Source organism: Williamsia soli, assembly GCF_017377795.1.
Taxonomy (GTDB): Bacteria; Actinomycetota; Actinomycetes; order Mycobacteriales; family Mycobacteriaceae; genus Williamsia; species Williamsia soli.
Genome location: NZ_JAFRDR010000007.1, coordinates 130,436 through 144,579, shown reverse-complemented (window position 1 = coordinate 144,579; position 14,144 = coordinate 130,436). Strand labels below are relative to the sequence as shown.

Annotated in this window: 14 protein-coding genes; 6 read left to right on the top strand and 8 right to left on the bottom strand. The window is 63.9% G+C overall.

The window, feature by feature from the left end; translation table 11 throughout:
• Window positions 1-92: 92 nt before the first annotated feature.
• Genes J3S28_RS18995 through J3S28_RS18975 form a run of 5 tightly spaced genes read left to right on the top strand, consistent with a single transcriptional unit; the run spans window position 93 to window position 5,223 of the window.
• Complete coding sequence (locus tag J3S28_RS18995; protein ID WP_207842300.1) at window positions 93-1,139, top strand: amidohydrolase family protein; 1,047 nt, start codon at window positions 93-95, stop codon at window positions 1,137-1,139.
• Complete coding sequence (locus tag J3S28_RS18990) at window positions 1,136-1,939, top strand: iron-sulfur cluster assembly protein (RefSeq protein WP_207842299.1); 804 nt, start codon at window positions 1,136-1,138, stop codon at window positions 1,937-1,939. The genes J3S28_RS18995 and J3S28_RS18990 overlap by 4 nt, the downstream gene beginning before the upstream one ends.
• Window positions 1,940-1,952: 13 nt before the next feature.
• The gene (locus J3S28_RS18985) at window positions 1,953-2,978 is read left to right on the top strand and encodes an NAD(P)-dependent alcohol dehydrogenase (RefSeq protein WP_207842298.1); all 1,026 of its coding nucleotides are present in this window, start codon (window positions 1,953-1,955) and stop codon (window positions 2,976-2,978) included.
• 54 nt (window positions 2,979-3,032) lie between these two features.
• A complete protein-coding gene (gene groL, locus J3S28_RS18980) occupies window positions 3,033-4,682 on the top strand; it encodes a chaperonin GroEL (protein WP_207842297.1) in 1,650 nt (549 codons plus the stop codon).
• 7 nt (window positions 4,683-4,689) lie between these two features.
• Window positions 4,690-5,223 (top strand): YbhB/YbcL family Raf kinase inhibitor-like protein, encoded by a 534-nt coding sequence (locus tag J3S28_RS18975; protein ID WP_207842296.1) that lies wholly within the window; start codon window positions 4,690-4,692, stop codon window positions 5,221-5,223.
• 69 nt (window positions 5,224-5,292) lie between these two features.
• Here J3S28_RS18975 and J3S28_RS18970 read toward each other — a convergent pair whose 3' ends face one another.
• The 4 genes from J3S28_RS18970 to J3S28_RS18960 are packed head-to-tail and all read right to left on the bottom strand — an operon-like array spanning window position 5,293 to window position 7,781.
• Window positions 5,293-6,192, bottom strand: a complete 900-nt coding sequence (locus J3S28_RS18970; protein ID WP_207842295.1) for an MSMEG_6728 family protein — start codon at window positions 6,190-6,192, stop codon at window positions 5,293-5,295.
• Window positions 6,193-6,238: 46 nt separating this feature from the next.
• Window positions 6,239-6,367, bottom strand: coding sequence for a hypothetical protein (locus J3S28_RS28615; protein WP_272874217.1), 129 nt, complete (start codon window positions 6,365-6,367; stop codon window positions 6,239-6,241).
• A complete protein-coding gene (locus J3S28_RS18965) occupies window positions 6,360-7,019 on the bottom strand; it encodes a DsbA family oxidoreductase (protein WP_207842294.1) in 660 nt (219 codons plus the stop codon). Before J3S28_RS18965 ends, J3S28_RS28615 begins: the two co-directional genes overlap by 8 nt.
• A 48-nt stretch (window positions 7,020-7,067) precedes the next feature.
• A complete protein-coding gene (locus J3S28_RS18960; protein ID WP_207842293.1) occupies window positions 7,068-7,781 on the bottom strand; it encodes a YoaK family protein in 714 nt (237 codons plus the stop codon).
• 234 nt (window positions 7,782-8,015) lie between these two features.
• Here J3S28_RS18960 and J3S28_RS18955 point away from each other — a divergent pair, with 234 nt between their 5' ends.
• On the top strand, window positions 8,016-9,092 hold the full coding sequence (locus tag J3S28_RS18955; protein ID WP_207842292.1) for a TauD/TfdA family dioxygenase: 1,077 nt from the start codon (window positions 8,016-8,018) through the stop codon (window positions 9,090-9,092).
• Window positions 9,093-9,279: 187 nt separating this feature from the next.
• On the opposite strand, the gene J3S28_RS18950 is transcribed toward J3S28_RS18955, so the two are convergent.
• The 4 genes from J3S28_RS18950 to J3S28_RS18935 are packed head-to-tail and all read right to left on the bottom strand — an operon-like array spanning window position 9,280 to window position 14,040.
• Window positions 9,280-10,185, bottom strand: a complete 906-nt coding sequence (locus J3S28_RS18950; RefSeq protein ID WP_207842291.1) for an ABC transporter permease — start codon at window positions 10,183-10,185, stop codon at window positions 9,280-9,282.
• A complete protein-coding gene (locus J3S28_RS18945; protein WP_207842290.1) occupies window positions 10,185-11,375 on the bottom strand; it encodes an ABC transporter permease in 1,191 nt (396 codons plus the stop codon). Before J3S28_RS18945 ends, J3S28_RS18950 begins: the two co-directional genes overlap by 1 nt.
• On the bottom strand, window positions 11,372-12,964 hold the full coding sequence (locus J3S28_RS18940) for an ABC transporter ATP-binding protein (protein ID WP_207842289.1): 1,593 nt from the start codon (window positions 12,962-12,964) through the stop codon (window positions 11,372-11,374). Before J3S28_RS18940 ends, J3S28_RS18945 begins: the two co-directional genes overlap by 4 nt.
• Window positions 12,961-14,040, bottom strand: coding sequence for a BMP family lipoprotein (locus tag J3S28_RS18935; protein ID WP_207842288.1), 1,080 nt, complete (start codon window positions 14,038-14,040; stop codon window positions 12,961-12,963). The genes J3S28_RS18940 and J3S28_RS18935 overlap by 4 nt, the downstream gene beginning before the upstream one ends.
• Window positions 14,041-14,144: the final 104 nt, after the last annotated feature.

Here is a 14,144-nt window from a genome sequence, read left to right as displayed (position 1 = left end):
GAACCCATGCCTGCTCGCGTGCACCCCTCCCCCTCAACCCCTCGCCGGCACCCATTCTTCGTTCCGGCACCCCACCAGTATTGGAGTAATCGATGTACAACAAGGACGGCGAAAGCTACTACATCGTCGACAGCCATATCCACTTCTGGAACGGCGGTTCGCGCAATCAGAAGAACCGCTACGGCAAGGGGTTCACGGGGTGTTTCTACGACTACCACGCCAACCTCTCCCCCGAGTCGGAGAAGTGGACACTCGAGAAGTTCGGTAGCTACACCGAAGAAGACCTGATGCACGACCTGTTCGAGGTCGGCTATGTCGACAAGGGCATCTTTCAGCCCACCTACCTGAACGACTTCTACATCGAGGGCTTCAACACCACGGAGCGCAACGGCGCCCTCGCCGAGAAGCACCCCGACAAGCTGATCACCAACGGCGCGTGGGACCCGCGGAACGGCGAGGCCGGTCTCGAGGATCTCGAGAAGCTGGCGTCACGGTGGAATTTGAAGGGCGTCAAGCTCTATACCGCGGAGTGGAAGGGCGATTCGAAGGGGTACAAGCTCACCGACGACTGGTCGTACCGCTACCTGGAGAAAACCCAGGAACTCGGTATCAAGAACATCCACATCCATAAGGGTCCGACCATCTACCCGCTCAACCGGGACGCATTCGACGTCGCCGATGTCGATGATGTCGCCACGGCGTTCCCGGACCTCAACTTCATCGTCGAGCACGTCGGCCTGCCGCGCCTGGAGGACTTCTGCTGGATCGCCACCCAGGAGCCGAACGTGTACGGCGGTTTGGCGGTCGCGATGCCGTTCATCCATACCCGCCCGAAGTATTTCGCCCAGATCATCGGCGAACTGCTGTACTGGGTCGGCGAGGATCGCCTGACGTTTGCCAGCGACTACGCCATCTGGAAGCCGGCCTGGCTCATCGAGAAGTTCGTCGACTTCCAGATCCCCGCGGACATGCAGGACGAGTACGGCACCCTCAACACCCAGATCAAGAAGAAGATCCTGGGCCTGAACGCCGCCAAGCTGTACGACTTCGACGTCCCAGCCGAGGCGCAGATCCAGTCCGACGAAGAAGCCCCCGCGGAGAAGCCGGTCGGCAGCAGCCCGGAGGCGGTCACGGTATGACTGCAGTGACCTGGCCCGGCGAGGTGGTCGCGCGGGATCACGTTGTCGCAGAAAAAGTCTGGGAAGCACTCGGAACCGTCCAGGATCCCGAACTCGATGAGCCGATCACGGATCTGAAGTTCGTCACCACGGTCGAGATCGACCGCGGTGAACGGGGGGCGGAGGTGTCGATCAGACTGCGATTGCCGACGTACTTCTGTGCTCCCAACTTCGCTTACCTGATGGTTGCCGACGCCTACGATGCGGTGGCCGCGCTGCCCGAGGTGTCGCGAACTTGGGTGCGGTTGGACGATCACTTCGCCTCCGACGAGATCAACAGCGGTGTCGCCGCGCGAGCCGGGTTTGTCGGCTCGTTCCCCATCGAAGCAATCGGTGAACTGGAGGAATTGCGACAGACGTTCCAGCGCAAGGCCTATCTGGCCTCACTGGACCGGATGACGAAGCGCCTGGCCACCGACGGTGTGGAGTTCGACGCCTACACGTCACTTCGGATCGGCGACCTGCCCGCCGGGCTGGAAACCGACTCGTTGATGCGGCGGCGGCGCGACGTCGGGCTGCCGGTAACCGAGATGAGCCTGGTCATGGTGGAACACGATGGCGAACGTATGAGCGCCGACAGGCTCCCGAAGAGATTGCGGTTCGCCAAGTCCGTCCGGGTCAGCATCGAAGGCAACGGCATCTTCTGCCGCGGCCTGCTGGAGACCCGGTACGGCGATGAGAGCACACCCGGAACCCGGAGTGGTATCGGCGATCTCGAATCCGCCGACCTGGGAATGCCGACCCTGACGAGTAAGTCATGAATGGGAGAGAGTCATGAGAGCGGTGCAACTGTCCGCCTACGACACCAAGCCCGAACTCGTGGAGGTCCCCGATCCCCACGCCGACGGTGCGCTGGATGTCGTGGTCAAGATCGGCGGTGCGGGCGTCTGCCGCACCGATCTGCACATCATCGAAGGTCAGTGGGAGCAGAAGTCCGGTGTGACCCTGCCCTACACGATCGGGCATGAGAACGCGGGATGGGTCGAGGAAGTGGGGAGTGCGGTCACGTCCGTCAAACCCGGCGATCCGGTGATCCTGCATCCCCTGGCCACCTGCGGACTGTGCCGGTACTGCCGAGCCGGAGACGATGTGCATTGTGTTGCATCGGCTTTTCCTGGCATCGACAGCAACGGTGGTTACGCCGAGTACCTGAAGACCAACGCCCGTGCCGTGGTCAAGCTCGACTCGTCACTCAAGCCTGCCGATGTCGCGGCACTGGCCGACGCCGGCCTGACCGCCTATCACGCGGTGGCCAAGGCGGCCCGATTCCTGCGTCCCGGCGACACTGCGGTGGTCATCGGTGCCGGCGGGCTCGGTCACATCGGCGTCCAGGTGCTCGCGGCTCTGTCGGCGGCCCGGATGATCGTCGTCGACCGATCCGAGCCGGCCCTCAAGTTGGCCTCGGAGTTGGGCGCTCACCACACCGTGGTGGCCGACGGCACCCAGGTACAGCAGGTCCTCGACCTCACCGACGGAAACGGCGCCGAGGCCGTCATCGACTTCGTCGGTGAAGGTGGCGCCATCGAAGACGGAGTCGGGATGCTCCGCCGCGCAGGCAATTATTACGTGATCGGCTACGGCGGCACGCTCTCCATCCCGACCATCGACGTGATCTCGACCGAGATCAACTTCATCGGCAACCTGGTCGGTTCCTACAACGACCTGGTCGAGCTCATGGTGCTCGCGGCCCAAGGGAAGGTGTCCCTGCACACCAGTACCTATCCGCTGGCCGACTTCGCGACGGCCCTGAGCGATCTCGATGCGGGCAATGTCCGCGGAAGGGCGATCTTGGTTCCGTAGAACCCGTTTCATCCCGGCTCTACCAATTCATCTACACAAGAAGGTGCGTGCACAATGGCAAAGGATTTGCGCTTCGGTTCTGACGCCCGGGCTCGATTGGAAGAGGGGGTCAACGCTCTCGCCGATGCGGTGAAAGTGACCCTCGGGCCCAAGGGACGTAATGCGGTACTCGAGAAACTCACAGGGGCACCGACCATCACGAATGATGGTGTCACCATCGCCAAGGAGATCCAGCTCCGCGACCCGTACGCCAACATGGGCGCGCAGTTGGTCAAGGAGGTGGCGACCAAGACGAACGGGGTCGCCGGCGACGGCACGACCACCGCAACGGTATTGGCCCAGGCCATGGTTCGCGAAGGCCTCCGTGCCGTCGAGAACGGCGCGAATCCGATGCAGCTCAAGCGGGGCATCGAGAAGGCGGTGGACGCTGTCGTGGCGTTGCTCCAACAACGTTCGCGTGAGGTGACGGGTGAAGAGCAGCTGCGCCACGTGGCCATGCTCTCGGCCAACAACGACACCGACATCGGTGACATCATCGCCGCCGCCATGACCCACGTGGGCGTGACCGGCGTCGTCAGTGTCGAGGAGTGGCCGCAATTCGGGCTGGGGCTGTCGTACGTCGACGGTGTCGAGTTCGACCACGGGTACATCTCGCCGTACTTCGTCACCGACAAGGACCGGATGGAGTCGCAGCTCGAGGACGCCTACGTCCTGCTCACCAATCAGAAGATCACGACCGTCCAGACCCTGATGCCCGTCCTGGAGCAGGTGCAGCGCAGCAAGCGACCGCTGCTGATCCTGTGCGAGAACATGGACGGTCCGGCGTTGAGCATGCTCGTGACGAACAACATGCACGACACGTTCCGGTCGGTGGTCGTCCGGGCACCGGGCTTCGGACATCGCCGCGTGGCTGAATTGGAGGATTTCGCAGCGATACTCGGTGGCCGCGTGGTCAGTTCCGATTCAGGGCTGGCGTTGGCCGATGTCCGCCTCGAGCACCTCGGCACGGCCAAGAAGATCACCGTGACCGAGAACTCGACCACCATGGTCGACGGCGGCGGCAACGTGGAGGAAGTGAAGGCGCGGATCCATCAGCTCGAACAGGAACACGCCCGCACCGAGAACGAGCACGATCAGGACAATCTTCAGTTGCGCATCGCGCGGCTGTCGGGCCGGGTCGCGATGATCCACGTCGGTGCCGCAACGGGCGTCGAGCTCAAAGAGAAGCAGCACCGCGTCGAGGACTCCCTCTCGGCGACCCGGGCCGCCATGGAGGAGGGCATCGTCGCCGGCGGCGGTACCGCACTCATCCAGGCGCAGCCGACGCTGGATCTGTTGGAACTCACCGGAGATGCGGCGGAAGGTCGCGAGATCGTCCGTCGCGCAGTGGAAGAACCGCTACGGTGGATCGCGATCAATGCCGGTTACGACGGCGACGAGGCGGTCCGGCGGGTGTCGACACTGCCGGAGGGTCACGGGTTCAACGCCGTGACCGACACCTACGGCGACATGTTCACCGACGGGATCATCGATCCGCTGAAGGTGACCCGGTCTGCCCTGCAGAGCGCGGCGTCCATCGCGGCGCTGTTGCTGACCACCGAAACCCTGGTCGTCGAAGAGGTTCTCGTCAATCCCGGAGCCATCATGGCGCCAGGATTCGGTGACCTCGCCGAGGGTATGATCCGTCCGTCGAACATCTACTGACACGGCCATGACCACCGATTTCCTCCCTCCGGCGACCTCCGTTCGAACGCAGCCACGACTTCGGCTGCGTTCGAACGAGGTTGTCGACGGCGGCCGGCTCCGCACGGCGCAGCGCAGCGGCATTCTCGGCGGTGGCGGGCTGGATGTCTCGCCGTCGCTGGAATGGACCGGTGCACCGCTCGGAACGCTGTCGTACGCGGTCACCGCGACCGATTTCGACGGCCGGTGTCACTGGGCCGTGGCCGACATCAGCGGCGGTGTGACGTCGCTGGTGGTCGACGCCGGTAACGGTTTGGGCGAACGACTGCCCAGTGTGGCACGACAATTGCGTAACCATCTGGGCCGGGAGCGTTATGTGGGTCCGGCTCCGGCGATCCTCGGGTTGCCCGGCCGGTTCATCTTCGCGGTCCATGCGGTGGATGTCGGGCGGCTGCCCCTGTCGGCAGATGCCGGCCCTGCTGAACTCATTGCAGCGCTCGACTGCCATGCGGTCGGAAGCGCAACACTGACCGCAGCCTACGGCTGGTCGCCGCCCCGCTGATCCCCCGCACCCCGATGATGTGTCGTTGTGGCGGAGCCGACCTGCGGCTTTGTTCGCAATAAGGGCACATCATCGGGGGGTCGCGATGTTGACCGGGAACAACGATCGCGGATTCTGCAGCAGCGCAGGGGGTTCGACGTCGCTCCGGTCGAGTCGTCCTTCCCACCGCACCAGCCGACGATGTGGCGTCAGGGTGTTTCCGCCCTGAGCGAATTCGTAGTCGCTTGTGAGCGTTGCGAGTTCGAGATGGTTCTCTCCGGGCACCGGAACGGCAACCTGATCACCCACGCCGAGATCGGACACGAACGAGGCCAGTACCCGCAGGTCTTTGCCAGGCCGGCGTCCGGACCCGGCCTTCTTGAGCAGTGCGCGCAGGTCCCCGCCGGAGGAGGCATCGACGGAGATTCCCGATTCGGTGCCGAAACCGACATGACCCCTGCGCCGAAACTCGGCGAATTGCTCGGACGAGGCCGCCCGGAGCACCCACACCACGCCGTGCCCGGTGCGGAGCACGCTCGGTGCGCTGGGCGGATCGGGCCAAAAGTACGGGACGTCGCCGTCGGCGTCGCCGAAGATCGGCCGATAGAAGTCAGGATCTTTGCGGACGAGCGCCGACCTATGGCTGGCGTGCAGACGGTCGTCGCCCCACCACGGCGGCATGAGACCCTCTGCGACCAGTTCGTCCTGTGAACGACCAGCCACTTCCGGCGCGAATTCTGCAATCTGGTCCGCAGTGGTGTCAGCGCGATCGGCGCGGGTCCACTCTGCGACGAAGGTCAATCCGTAGCAGACCAGCGCTGGAGTGTGTCCCCGCCACATCTGGACGGCGGGATGGGTGCCCCAGCCGTAGTCGAACAGTTCCAGTGCACGGAGGATCTGGAGGGTTTCGACCCGCTGTTTGCCGAGCCGCGGCACGTCGAGGACGGCCGCAGAACGAGCGAAATCGGCGTACGGCAGAAACGTCTGCATGCGGTTCGGTTACCCGATCGATATAGATCAAAGCATCGTTGCAGTGCTAGCGGACTTCCTCTGGGTCCGACTCCCCGATCGCGACCTCCGCACCGGGCAGCGCGCACACTCCGTCGACGCAGATACCGACGTCCGCATCGCCGACCATCTCGAACGGCGTCAGCGGCTCAGGCATTGCTCGACTCCTCGGCGCGAACTTTCTCCAGTACGCCCGTGAACGCTTCCGGAGCCTGCGCACCGGAGACGCCGTACTTGCCGTTGATCACGAAGAACGGAACGCCGGAGATGCCGTAGGCGCGGGCCTGATCGATGTCTGCGTTGACGGCGTCAGCGAACTCGCCCGAGGCGAGAACCGCCAGGACGGCATCACGATCAAGACCCACTTCGGCTGCCAGATCGGCGAGTTCTTCGTCGCGGCCAACGTGCTTGCCCTGCTCGAAGTACGCCTTGAAGAGCCGCTCGACGTACTCCAGTTGCAGCCCCTGCGACTTCGCGTAGTGCAGCACCTGGTGAGCTTTGAGCGTCTTGGTCTGCAGCACGGAGCCGAAGTCGTAGTCGAGACCGACCTCGGCGGCGATACCGGTGACCTGTCCGAGCATCTGCTCCACCTGCGCGGCGGGCATCCCCTTGTGCTTGACGAGGAAGTCGACCGAGGTCCCGGCGAAGTCCACCGGTGTATCCGGGGACAGTTCGTAGCTGTGATACGTCACCTCGACGTCGTCACGACCTTCGAACTCGGCCAGACCGGCCTCGAACTTCCTCTTACCGATGTAGCACCACGGGCAGGCGATGTCGGACCAGATGTCGACGGTGATGGGAGCACTCATGTATGAGACAACCGACGTGTCGCTTCCCGCATTCCTGCCGACGGCGGATCAGCGCAGTGCGGGCTCCACCTCCGGTTGAACTACCGGCCCGCGCCTGTTCCGTACGGCACGAACCACGTAGACCGCCGCCACCGCGGTCAGGATGAGGCTGGGCACCGCGAGCGCCGCCACCAGGGCGATCTTCAGGAGCAACGCGCCGCACACCGCTCCTAGGAACATCGAGAGCACTGCCGCCGCTCTCCTCGACGTGGCGAGATTGGAGGCACCACCGCGGAAGGTCCCCGCCTCGGCGAACAACAGTGACAGCGTGGACGTGATCACCACCGTCGACATGTCCGGCACCCCCACCCTGCGCGCCGCGATGGCCTGGCAACCCATCAGCACACCGATAGAGAACGTCGCGGCGTGCAGTGTGAACCCCTCGAGCGGGAAAACCATGAGCGCGACCATGACCGCGATCATCCCGGCGGCGCAGAAAGCGAAGACCGGTGCCACGAGTGGGTCGACGGGAGAGGTCTTCGCGTGACGCCGGGCGATCAGACCGAGCAGCCAGGATCCGGTCGCGAATCCGCCGAGTGCCATCAGCGGCCCGAGGTAGGAGTGCGATCCCTCTCCCGCGATCGACATGGCGATGAGGATCACGTTGCCGGTCATGTTGGCACCGAAGACCTCATCCATCCCCAAAAACGTTGCGGCGTCGAGCGCTCCGGTACCGAAGGAGACCGCCGTCATCGCCCAGAACGGGACCGTGCGGATCTGCATCACGCCACCTTCTTTCCGGTAACAACCACATCCGGGCCAAAGTTCACGACAACCTCCTGCTGCATCTTCGCCGCAGATTGCGGCCCTGGTGACGAACTCCCGCAACGAGCCGAACATCTGCTCGCGTGCGATTGACAGGTCCCGAGAATCTTGGGACCATCTCATAGTATGCGATGCCGTATTGCCATTTGAGGCGGCTGTTTCTTTCGCGACACCACACAAAAGGAACCCAAGATGAAGACCAGAACCCTGGAACCAATCGCCGGACCCACCGCTTGGCGCGGTGACGAACTCGTCAAGACAGACGACTGGATCTACCGCCTGTCCGATGCCGAGAGAGTCGAACTCGAGGCCGCAGGCCGCAAGTTCGTGGCCGCCGACCCAGACCTGCGAACGGTCACCGCCGAGCAATACCCATTGCCGGCATGCGCCGGTGCGCTCGAAGAGTTCGGCGCGGCAATGGATACCGGTCGCGGATTCGTGCTGGTTCGCGGCCTCCGCACCGAGGAGTACGGCGATGAGGTCGCCGGCGCCATCTTCTTCATCATGGGTCTGCACCTCGGGGTTCCCATGAAGCAGAACGAAGTCGGCGACCTGATCGACCATGTGGTCGCCACCTCCAACAAGACGATGGAAGATCCTGCGGCATTGCCGTCGCGGATCCGGGATCGACTCCCCTTCCACTCGGACAGCTCCGACGTGGTGGCACTGATGTGCCTGCGCGGGTCCAAGTCGGGTGGCGCAAGCAGCCTGGCCAGCGGTACCACCATCTACAACGAGATCCTGCGCCGCCGACCGGATCTCGCACCGCTGCTCTTCGAGGAGTGGCACTTCGACTGGTACAAGCAGGACCACGATGCGCCGGCCAACACCTACACCAGCCCGATCGTGAGCTACGTCGACGGGATCTTCTCCACCTACGCCGGGAGCTCGGTCATCAAGTCCGCACAGGACTATCCCGAGGTCCCCCGCCTGACAGAGGCACAGATCGAACTGCTCGACCTGTACGACGAGATCACCCAGGAGCCTGGCCTCGCGATCGACATGGATTTCCAACCGGGTGATGTGCAGTGGCTTCTCAACTACGCTGCGCTGCACTCACGTACGTCGTTCGTGGACTACCCGGAGCCCGAGCGTCGTCGACACCTGCTGCGCCTGTGGCTCAAACGTGATGTCGGCCGGCCCATGGTCGAAGGATTCGGCAGAAACGTCGTGCAGGGCCGCGACGAGGACCGCAGTGGCGCTCCGGTCGCCGACCGCGTCAAGCATATCTCCGGTGCCGTTGTGCCGGACGACAACTGGGGCGTGTGACCGCACCGCCCGCCCCGTCGAAAGGGCCCCATCCGACCTCGTCGGGTGGGGCCCTTCTGGTTATCGGGCCACCGGGCCAGCTGTGAGCCGAACCCCGTCGGGACACAACGCTGCCCCACCCGGAAACACCGGATGCCCCGGCCATCAGGCCGGGGCATCCGGTATCGAAGGGACACAGCAGGACCGACTAGACGAGACCTCGCTCGAACGGCTTGGACAGCGCCTTCGGGGCCCGCTGCTTCTTCGCGAGAAACAGCATGGCGGCGATGGCCAACACATAGGGCGCAGCGATCAGGATCGGCGAGCTGATCTGATACCCGAGCGCGGGCATCGCGAGACGTAGTGCGTCTGCCGTACCGAACAACAGACAGCCGATCAGCGTCATCTTCAGTCGCCAGCCTCCGAAGATCACGGCCGCGAGCACCACGAAACCACGCCCCGCCGTCATGTTGTCGTTGAACGACCCCACCTCGCCCACCGCCAGGTAGGCGCCTCCCAGGCCCGCCATCAAGCCACAGAACAACAGGGCCTGCCGGCGGCGGCGGTTGACGTGAATGCCGCTGACGTCTGCAGATTGGGGATTCTCGCCACAGGCGCGCAGTTCCAGCCCCCAGCGCGTCCGGTACAGCAGCCACCAGCACGCAGGGATCAGCGGCAGCAGCAGGAACGCCGCCCAGCGCTGCGTGAAGACAGCGTCACCCAGGACGGGAATGGACGAGAGCCCGGGAATGGACCACTGGCTGATCTGCACCGGCGACAGCACCATCGCCACACTCAGGATGCTCGTCAGACCGAGCACCGCGACATTGAGGGTCAAACCCACCACGAACGTATTGACGGCGAGGAAGTGTGAGAAGAAGGCATGCACCGCGGCGACCAGCACCCCGGCCAGCGAACCGAGGATCAACCCCATCGTGGGTGAGCCCGTCGCGGTACCGATCGCTACGGCCGCGAACGCTCCGCACAGCATCATCCCCTCGAGCGAGATGTTCAGCGTCCCTGCACGTTCGGCGACGCACTCACCCAGAGCTGCAAAGGCGAGCGGGATGGTCAGGTGGATGGCTGCCGCAAGAATGATTTCAAATGCCGACATCACGACGCCTTAGAGGTAGTGAACTTGTCGAGGAGCCGGAACGGGAAGATCTTCTCGTTGACCACGCGACTTGACCGAAATGCCTGCCAGGCAGGAGGAAAGACACACGCCAGCACCAGCAGCGCGGTGACCACGTCCACGAGGTAGCGCGGAACACCGGTTGCGGTGAGGAACCCGCCGCCGGCGCGCAACGCCCCGAAGAAGAAGGCAACCGGTATCGCAGCGATCGGGTTGTTTCGCGCCACCAACGCCACCAGCAACCCCTGGAAGCCGATGTTGTTGGAGAACCCCGGCTGCAACCGATACGACGTACTCGCGAGGGCAACACCTCCGGCGAGCCCGGCGAACCCACCCGAGATCAGCAGTGCCACAGAGCCGGCCACGGCAGCGCGCACTCCGGACCGGCGGGCGGCAAGAGGGTTCAGACCAAGCATCCGCAGCTTGAACCCCCACACCGTGCGATTGAGAGCGAGGTACAGCAGTGCTGCGACGATGACGGCGGCGAGCGCGGCGCTGGTGACGTTGAACCCGGGATACTCGCCGAGCCTGGGAATCCTTGCGTCGACGGGGATCTGAGGAGACTGGGCCAGCGCCGCAGCTCCCGGCCGGGCCCGTTCGCCGAGGAGATCGGGATCAGTCACCGCGTACGCGACCACTTGCTGGGCGATGAACACCATCAGCAAGGTGCTGATCACCACGGACACCCCACGGGTGAAGTGCATCAGCGCCGCGATTCCGGCCCACAGCGCGCCGCCTACCACGGCCCCCACGAGAGTGAGCAGCAGAACCAGCCAACCGGGCCCGAAGACGTAGAGCGACATCGCTGTTGCGACGGTCGCCCCGATCGCGAGCTGCCCTTCCTGCCCGATGTTGAACAACCCGGCGCGGATGGCCACCGCGGTCCCGAGCGCAACCAGCAACAGGGGGACCGCCTGGTCGATACTCTGACCCCAAGCCGCTCCATTGCTGAGGCTGCCCTCGTACAGGGCTTTGAGTGTCTCCCAGGGTGACCCTCCCGTCGCGCCCACGATCAGCGCCGACAAGCCAAGTGCGACCGCAAGGGCCGCTACATACAGGCCCACGGTGCGCAGAGCCTGGGCCGATGCCGCAGCACGAGCACCTGGCTCCGGCTTGGACGCCGAGGGTCCGACAGGCTCGAGCTCCGGCGTCGCATCAGTCACTGCACTCATACCTTCTGCCCTCCCATCATCAGACCGAGTTTGTCGATGTCGACGTTTTCTCTGTCCATTTCACCGACCACGACGCCGCGGTGGATCACGATGATCCGGGTGGCGAGTGTCAATATCTCTTGCAGTTCGTTTGCGATGAGCAGCACAGCGATTCCACGTTCGGCCGCCTTGCGGAGCTGTTCGTTCATGTACTCGACGGCACCGACATCGAGGCCGCGCGTCGGCTGAGCGGCCACCAGCACACCTGGGCCGTTCGACAGTTCGCGAGCGAGTACCACCTTCTGCTGGTTGCCGCCGGACAGACGTCCGATCGCGGTGTCAGGCGAAGGTGTCGAGATCGAGAACTGCTCGATCAACGTCTCTGCGTGCCTACGCATGGCCCGGCGGTCCATGAACCCGTGCCGCGCAACAATCTGCGGCGCAGTCATGATGAGGTTCTCGGCGACGCTCAGTTCGAGGACGCATCCGGAATCGTGACGGTCCTCGGGAATGACCCCGACACCCGCTCTGCCCATCGAGCCGGGTTTGTCGGACGCGACCACCGACCCGTCGACCTCCACTGATCCGGACACCAGGGGCTGCAGGCTCGAGAACAGATTCCCGAGTGCCCACTGCCCATTTCCCTCGACGCCCGCAACGCCGAGTATTTCACCGGCGCGGACATGAAAGGACATGCCGCGCAGCAGAGGGCGACCCTCCACATCGTTCGCCACGGCGTCGATGATCCGTAGACGGACAGGCTTCTCGGACTGGTCCCGGGGGGCCGTGGTGACACCGCCGAGGTCCTCGCCGTCCAGCACGCCGGTGACGGCCTGCCGGTCCTCCACGCTGATCTGGCGTCCGATCATCTCAGTCGCCAGTTTGTCCACACCGGTCTCGGCCGTGACGTAGCGTCCAACGACCTTACCGTTCCGCATGATCGTGACGCGGTCGCAGCTGTGCTTGATCTCGTCGAGTTTGTGACTGATCAAGATCACCCCGGTGTCGTCCCGATCGACGACGGACCGCAGAACGCTGAACAGGTCTTTCGATTCAGCCGCTGTCAGTACCGAGGTCGGCTCGTCGAGCACCAAGATCGATGGTTGATTGCGAAGGCATTTGATGATCTCGACCCGTTGTCGCAATCCGGTTGACAGGTCGTCGACCACGGCATCAGGGTCGACGTCGAGGCCGTATCTGGCCCCGACGTCGAGGACCTGCTGCCGCGCGGTGGCGCGGTCCACGCGACCGCGATCACCCAGTATCACGTTCTCCCACACCGTCAGTGGTCCGACGAGACTGAAGTGCTGATGCACCATCGATATACCGAGTTCCGCGGCGATGTGAGGGTCGGTGATGCGGACCTCGCGACCATCGACCAACACCTCACCTGAGTCGGGCACCACGAGCCCGCTCAGGATCTTCATCAGGGTGCTCTTCCCGGCCCCGTTCTGACCGAGAAGACCATGGATCTCACCGCGGAGAACGGAGAAGTCCACAGAATCGACTGCGAACAGCGATCCGTACTTCTTGGTGGCGCCGTGTATCTCGACAGCGGAAGGAACTGCCACGCCGACCTGATCGCGACGCGCGGAACTCGCTCCTGTCATGACACCGACGCGGCGATGAGATCGTCGGGCTTGATGTCTCCTGCGCCGATTCCGGCGATGAACTCGTTGAGCTGAGCTTCTTCGGTACCCTCCGGCTCGCAGATCTTGACCGTCGGGTACTTGTCGACGCCGAGGTGGTAGACCTTGATCGCGCCCAATTCCAATGTGCCGTCGTTGAATTGGTTCAGCGTCTCTCCGAAGTACAGCCCCGGCGCGAACAGGACCGAGACGTCGTACGAGGGCGCGGTCGAATCGCACCGATCACTTCCGGGGGTGAGGACGGCGACGTTCCGCTCGTTCGCGAGAGACGCGACGGAGTCGGTGGCACCACCCAGGTATGGGTAGATCACAGCTGCGCCTTGCGCCATCTGCGCGGTCGCTGCCTCCCGCGCCTTGCCTGAGTCCTCACTGTCACCGGTGTATGTGGTGAGCACATTCGCGTCGGGGACGACCTGTTTGACACCTGCTGCGTACGCATTCGCTGCGCGGGTGGAGAAGTCGACTTCGGGTCCGCCGATGAATCCGGCGGTCTTCGCGCCGGTGCGCTGCATGATCAGCCCAGCGGAGTACCCGGCCACGATGATCGACTCGTTGGCGCGATCCTGACTCTGCGCGACCTGTGGGTTCTCGTCGACGCCGTCGCCTGAAGAGATGTAGAAAGCCACGTTGGCGCAAGATTCGTCGCTGGTGGCCGACAGCGCATCTTTGAGTTCACTGGCACCAACGGCGATCATGTCCACGTTCTGCCGGCACAGGTTTCGGGCCTGGGCGACGGCGTCGGAGGTGTTGATCTTGTCGACGATGTTGAGCGTCCACCCCTTCTCGTCGGCGAACGCCCGCGCCTCGGTGACGAATGATTCGTAGTACCCGCCGTCGCCGGTGTCACCGGGGCTCATGATGCCGATGACGACGTTGCCATCACCGTTGACATCCGGCATCGCCTCTTGAATGGCTGCTACATCGGCGACAGACCCGGTATCGGTACCCCCACCGTCATCGTTGCGTGAACCACACGCGGGCAGTAAAAGCACACCGGCGGTCAGCGCCGCCAGAGCACCGATAGTCTTCGAGCGCATTTTGTTCCTCCAAGAGCTGAGTTGAGTGTCAGAGCGACGCTGTCCTGACCATTAGAGATCCATCCCGGCATCTCGTCAAGCCATATGGCGTCTCACAATGCGAT

What these genes read in the sequence shown, in the direction of transcription:
- J3S28_RS18995 (WP_207842300.1), top strand. Translation starts at nt 93, where the DNA reads ATGTACAACAAGGACGGCGAAAGCTACTACATCGTCGACAGCCATATC.
- J3S28_RS18990 (WP_207842299.1), top strand. Translation starts at nt 1,136, where the DNA reads ATGACTGCAGTGACCTGGCCCGGCGAGGTGGTCGCGCGGGATCACGTT.
- J3S28_RS18985 (WP_207842298.1), top strand. Translation starts at nt 1,953, where the DNA reads ATGAGAGCGGTGCAACTGTCCGCCTACGACACCAAGCCCGAACTCGTG.
- groL (WP_207842297.1), top strand. Translation starts at nt 3,033, where the DNA reads ATGGCAAAGGATTTGCGCTTCGGTTCTGACGCCCGGGCTCGATTGGAA.
- J3S28_RS18975 (WP_207842296.1), top strand. Translation starts at nt 4,690, where the DNA reads ATGACCACCGATTTCCTCCCTCCGGCGACCTCCGTTCGAACGCAGCCA.
- J3S28_RS18970 (WP_207842295.1), bottom strand. Translation starts at nt 6,192, where the DNA reads ATGCAGACGTTTCTGCCGTACGCCGATTTCGCTCGTTCTGCGGCCGTC.
- J3S28_RS28615 (WP_272874217.1), bottom strand. Translation starts at nt 6,367, where the DNA reads ATGCCTGAGCCGCTGACGCCGTTCGAGATGGTCGGCGATGCGGACGTC.
- J3S28_RS18965 (WP_207842294.1), bottom strand. Translation starts at nt 7,019, where the DNA reads ATGAGTGCTCCCATCACCGTCGACATCTGGTCCGACATCGCCTGCCCG.
- J3S28_RS18960 (WP_207842293.1), bottom strand. Translation starts at nt 7,781, where the DNA reads ATGCAGATCCGCACGGTCCCGTTCTGGGCGATGACGGCGGTCTCCTTC.
- J3S28_RS18955 (WP_207842292.1), top strand. Translation starts at nt 8,016, where the DNA reads ATGAAGACCAGAACCCTGGAACCAATCGCCGGACCCACCGCTTGGCGC.
- J3S28_RS18950 (WP_207842291.1), bottom strand. Translation starts at nt 10,185, where the DNA reads ATGTCGGCATTTGAAATCATTCTTGCGGCAGCCATCCACCTGACCATC.
- J3S28_RS18945 (WP_207842290.1), bottom strand. Translation starts at nt 11,375, where the DNA reads ATGAGTGCAGTGACTGATGCGACGCCGGAGCTCGAGCCTGTCGGACCC.
- J3S28_RS18940 (WP_207842289.1), bottom strand. Translation starts at nt 12,964, where the DNA reads ATGACAGGAGCGAGTTCCGCGCGTCGCGATCAGGTCGGCGTGGCAGTT.
- J3S28_RS18935 (WP_207842288.1), bottom strand. Translation starts at nt 14,040, where the DNA reads ATGCGCTCGAAGACTATCGGTGCTCTGGCGGCGCTGACCGCCGGTGTG.